This is a genomic window from Dickeya dadantii NCPPB 898, assembly GCF_000406145.1.
Taxonomy (GTDB): Bacteria; Pseudomonadota; Gammaproteobacteria; order Enterobacterales; family Enterobacteriaceae; genus Dickeya; species Dickeya dadantii.
On sequence record NZ_CM001976.1, the window covers coordinates 2,706,479 to 2,711,236 of the forward strand.

Sequence of the window (4,758 nt, forward strand, 5' to 3'; positions counted from 1 at the left end):
GCTGAAAAGCGCCGACCTGGCCGGCATCCCGCTGCCCTGGCCGCAGGCGACGCCACCGGCCGGCTGGCTGAAATGCAACGGTCAGGCGTTCGACAAAAACGCCTTCCCCAAACTGGCGCTGGCGTACCCCGGCGGCGTCCTGCCGGATCTGCGCGGCGAATTTATTCGTGGCTGGGATGATGGGCGCGGGGCGGATGCGGGGCGAGCCTTAGGTTCAGTGCAAGCGGATGAACTCCGATCTCACAAACACCGTTTCATTAATGAATATGGCACACCGACAGAAGGGATCATTGCATTTAGCGATGAGAATAATGAAAAGATTGAGGTCACGCTCTCATCGGGAGCACGTGCGCATACATACATTTTTATGGAGAAAACGGGGGGAGTTGAAACCCGCCCGCGCAACATCGCCTTTAGCTATATCGTAATGGCTGCCTGATAGCAGATATCGCATCAGTAGTGTCCTGACCGGATAAACCCGGTGCCTAATCTTCTATAAACCGCAACGCGGTGAGGAGACTCACCGCGTTTTACAATATGTATTGTTGTTAGCCTGTACTGTCATAAAAGCGTCGTATTACAGTTCTAGTGTAATGTCGCCGATTTCTTTTACGGGGTTCGACCATGCGTCTTCGTTTATCATTTCTCCCCTTGCTTATGCTGGCTCAGGTGGTTCAGGCCGCAGAGATTCAAACCGAGCAGTACCAGATTACTTTTCCTGATAACGATCGGGTCAGTTACCGCGGTAAATGGCAGGCGCGTTTCCCCAACGGTTTTCCAATGGGGGTTGGTTCCGGATTATCATTTATCGGGCGGGATGGCGATAAACTGACGTTTGTTACCGTTACCGATCGCGGCCCGAACGCCGATGCGCCGGAATATCAGGGCAAAGATGCGAAAATCTTCGCCGCACCTGATTTTACTCCCTCCATCATGACCATTACCGTGGATGCCAAAAGCGCGCAAGCCACGGCGCTGCACAAATTGCATGATGAAGCCGGCGCTATCAGCGGCTTGCCGTTACCCGGTTCGCTGGTCGGCACCACCAATGAAGTGGCACTCAGCGATGGATTGCAAAAATTAACCGATGACCGCCGTGGGCTGGACACCGAAGGCATTACGCCGGATGGTCAGGGGGGATTTTGGCTATCGGATGAATACGGTCCGTTCCTGATTCAGGTGGACGCGCAAGGAAAAATCCTGAAGAAAGTCGGCCCTACGCCGCTCAACGGAGAACAAGGCGTAGCCAGCGGCTTACCCAATATTCTTAAATGGCGCCAGCCGAATCGGGGCTTTGAAGGCATCACCCGCATGCCTGACGGCCGCATTCTGGCGGCGGTGCAAAGCACGCTGGATATCGAGGGGAAAACCAAAAACAAGGCGTTATTGACTCGCCTGGTTAGCTTTGATCCGGCAACGGGCAAAACCGCCATGTACGGCTATCCGCTGGATGCGGATCAGTGGCAAAAAACCGGTGACGCCAAAATTGGTGACATGGTGGCGCTCAACGACCATGAAGTACTGGTGATTGAACAAGGCGCGGATAAAAACAAGGTGATGCGTAACCTGATTTACCGCGTTGACCTGAGCCAGGCCAGCGACCTGAGCACGCTGGATGCGAAACAGTCAGTAGAGTGGAATGATGCCGAAACGCTGGCGAAACGCGGCGTCGTACTGGCGAAAAAGCAGCAACTGGTCGATTTGCGCCAACTGGGCTGGAAACCTGAGAAAGCAGAAGGGTTAGCGCTAATCGATGCCCGTACGCTGGCGGTCACCAACGACAACGATTTTGGTTTACAGTCCGTGCTGGTCAACCCCGTCAAAGGTGTAAAGAAGATCGGTAAATATCAGGTAGGCGTTGATGGTGCATTGCTACTGGATGGCAAGCCGGTCGACACCCGTCTGGAGCTGGAGCCGCTGCCAAAAGATGACGCCGTCAGCCAGTTGTGGCTCATCCACCTTCCCCAGCCGCTCTACTAGTCCATCCTGCATTTATTGTTCGGCGGCGCACCCATTTACGGTGCGCCGCTTTTATTTATCCGGCTATTTATCCGACCTCTAAAATTTTTTCCCGCCATTATATTTCCCTATCGGAAATAATTGTTTACAGTGTAAGCCATTTTGAACATTTTTGCGGTATTGTTGGAGAAAAAGCGTGACAGGTTCCACCGCGATTGACGTACGCCAGCTGATTAATCAGCGTCCTCTTGGCGCTTACCAGAAACTGATTGTTTTTCTTTGCTTTTGTATTATTGCACTCGATGGTATGGACATCGCCATCATGGGTTTTATCGCGCCATCGTTGAAAGCAGCCTGGGGAATCGGCAACGCGGAGCTGGCCGTGGTTATCAGCGCGGCGTTGATCGGCCTGGCCATCGGGGCGATGGTTTCCGGGCCACTGGCGGACTGGCGTGGCCGTAAAACGATCATTATCGCCAGCGTATTTTTATTCGGCTTGTGGACCTTATTGACCGCCTTCTCTCAAACCCTGCAGCACATGGTGATTTTCCGCTTTCTAACCGGTTTAGGTCTGGGGGCGGCGATGCCGAATGTCGGTACGCTGGTATCGGAGTTTGCGCCGGAGAAAAAACGCTCCTTCATCATCACCGTGGTCTTCTGCGGCTTCAGCTTCGGCGCGGCCAGCGGCGGATTTGCCGCCTCCTGGATGATTCCGCAGTGGGGCTGGCATTCCGTGTTGCTGATGGGCGGTATTCTGCCGTTGCTGCTGGTGCCGTTCCTGCTGCTGAAGCTGCCGGAGTCGGTGCGGTTCCTGGTCAGCAAGCGGGCGGATTCACGCCAGATTCATCATATCGTGGAGAAAATCGCTCCTGGCATCAGTCAGGCCGACAGCCGGTTCGCCATGCCCGTAGCAGAAAAAACGCCTGCGTTTGCCGTTCAGTTGGTGCTGTCTCGCTCTTACCGTTTTGGCAGCGTCATGTTGTGGGGCGGCTATTTCTTCGGTCTATTCATGGTGTATCTTTTGGGCAGTTGGCTGCCGACCGTCATCAAAGAAGCCGGCATGAGCGTAACCGAGGCCACCATTATTACCGCCCTGTATCAGGCAGGCGGCACGTTCGGTTCGCTGTTTGCCGGCTGGTTGATGGACCGCGTTAACCCGCATCTGGCGCTTGGCATGATTTACGCCGCCGGCGGCGTAGCCACCGCGATGATTGGTTTCAGCCACGCTTATTTCGTAATTCTGGCGGTGGTGGCGTTCAGCAGCGGATTTTGCCTCAACGGCGCCAACACCGGCATGAATGCGCTTTCCGCCCGTTACTACCCGACGGAAGCCCGCGCCACCGGCTCAGGCTGGATGCATGGAGTTGGCCGCATGGGCGCCATCATGAGCGCGTTTGCCGGCGCGCAGGTGGTCAGTATGGGATGGGGGCTGACCACCATGTTTACTATTCTGGCTATTCCCGCACTGTTGACGTCGCTGATGATTCTCGCCAAGGGACAATTCGGTTATAGCCGGCCCGCCGTTGCAGAGCTCAGTTACTAAATATGCTAACGCCCATACGCCAACGCCCGGTTATCCGGGCGTTTTAGGCTTTTGGCGAGCAGCTATGTTGTCTTGTGCATGCGTTTAGTTTGTCTGGTCAGTGATTAGTTTCGTGCGGTATCCTCGGTGTGATTTTTTTAGCTGTTTCATCGCAGGCACCGGCGCGGCGATGTTCAAACGGTTGCTCTGCTTGACCACAGGCTTGCACGGCGTCAAACTGCTGCAACCAACGGAACAGGTAATTGCGCACGACATTGGCGTGTGATTTTTCATGACGACTTTTGCCATGAATAATCAGTAGATTACGCAAGTTATCCTTCTGAGCCTGCAACATGAACGCAAACAAATGCTGCCGACAGGTATCAACCGGCTGACGGAGTAGGTTGAGGCTGGCATCCAGCGGATACTTTCCCTGCCGCAGTTTATCCACCACGCCTTGCTGAATACCTTCCCGCCTGAACTCCAGCGGAATTTCGCATGAAAACAGATCGAGAAAACCGGTGATAAGAAAATTATCCGGCTCTGTTTCATCGATGTGGGGAAGGACGGTTTTCGCCGAGACGGGCTTAAGATGAACGACGGTAGTGGACGGCTTCAGCGGTTTGACATCGTCCATGGCATCCAGAAACAGCATTTTTTCATCAGGATTCATCATGTCACTCGCGTTTATCCAAACCACCCGCCTACTATAACGGGAGTACGGTGAAATATCACCTTGCCGGTCACAGTGTAAAAACGCGGTGAGTCTCCTCACCGCGCGGTAGTTTACCGGTTATATTCCGGATTTATCCGGGAAGCCGCCGGTATCTGGCGCCCCATCAGGCTCAACTTCAGATAGGTTCTCCCGTCCTCAGGCAGCCATTACGATATGGCTAAAGGCGATATTGCGCGGGCGGGTTTCTGTACCGCCAGTCGGCGTTGTTTGTACATAGCCATCTGTACTGGTGCTATCTCCGCGTGGGAAATTGGTCCAGTTCTCACCAGCAGTTCCATTGATTGGAACGCCATGAGTATGTGAAAGCATTTCGTGATTCTGAAATGAAAGCAGAGCTCGCCCCGCATCCGCCCCGCGCCCATCATCCCAGCCACGAATAAACTCGCTGCGCAGATCCGGCAGGACGCCGCCGGGGTACGCCAGCGCCAGTTTGGGGAAGGCGTTTTTGTCGAACGCCTGACCGTTGCATTTCAGTCAGCCGGCCGGCGGCGTCGCCTGCGGCCAGGGCAGCGGGATGCCGGCCAGGTCGGCGCTTTTCAGT

4 protein-coding genes and 1 pseudogene are annotated in these 4,758 nt (G+C 54.7%); 3 read left to right on the forward strand and 2 right to left on the reverse strand.

Features of this window, described 5'->3' with window-relative positions:
* The 3 genes from DDA898_RS12365 to DDA898_RS12375 all read left to right on the forward strand — a co-directional run.
* The coding region (locus DDA898_RS12365; RefSeq protein WP_038911326.1) for a phage tail protein at positions 1-439 on the forward strand (439 nt) is incomplete at its 5' end.
* Between the two features lie 185 nt (positions 440-624).
* Positions 625-1,980: an esterase-like activity of phytase family protein gene (locus DDA898_RS12370; RefSeq protein WP_038911328.1), complete on the forward strand. Its 1,356-nt coding sequence runs from the start codon at positions 625-627 to the stop codon at positions 1,978-1,980.
* Between the two features lie 175 nt (positions 1,981-2,155).
* Entirely contained in the window at positions 2,156-3,502 is a 1,347-nt protein-coding gene (locus tag DDA898_RS12375; protein WP_038911329.1) for an MFS transporter, read from the forward strand.
* A 97-nt stretch (positions 3,503-3,599) separates the two neighbouring features.
* Here the strand turns inward: DDA898_RS12375 and DDA898_RS12380 are convergent, their stop codons facing one another.
* A complete protein-coding gene (locus DDA898_RS12380; protein ID WP_050570325.1) occupies positions 3,600-4,154 on the reverse strand; it encodes a Smr/MutS family protein in 555 nt (184 codons plus the stop codon).
* Between the two features lie 198 nt (positions 4,155-4,352).
* Positions 4,353-4,758, reverse strand: a pseudogene (locus DDA898_RS23990) (phage tail protein); the annotation flags it as partial.

Coding starts and splice junctions, on each gene's coding strand:
- DDA898_RS12370 (WP_038911328.1), top strand. CDS start 625: ATGCGTCTTCGTTTATCATTTCTCCCCTTGCTTATGCTGGCTCAGGTG.
- DDA898_RS12380 (WP_050570325.1), bottom strand. CDS start 4,154: ATGAATCCTGATGAAAAAATGCTGTTTCTGGATGCCATGGACGATGTC.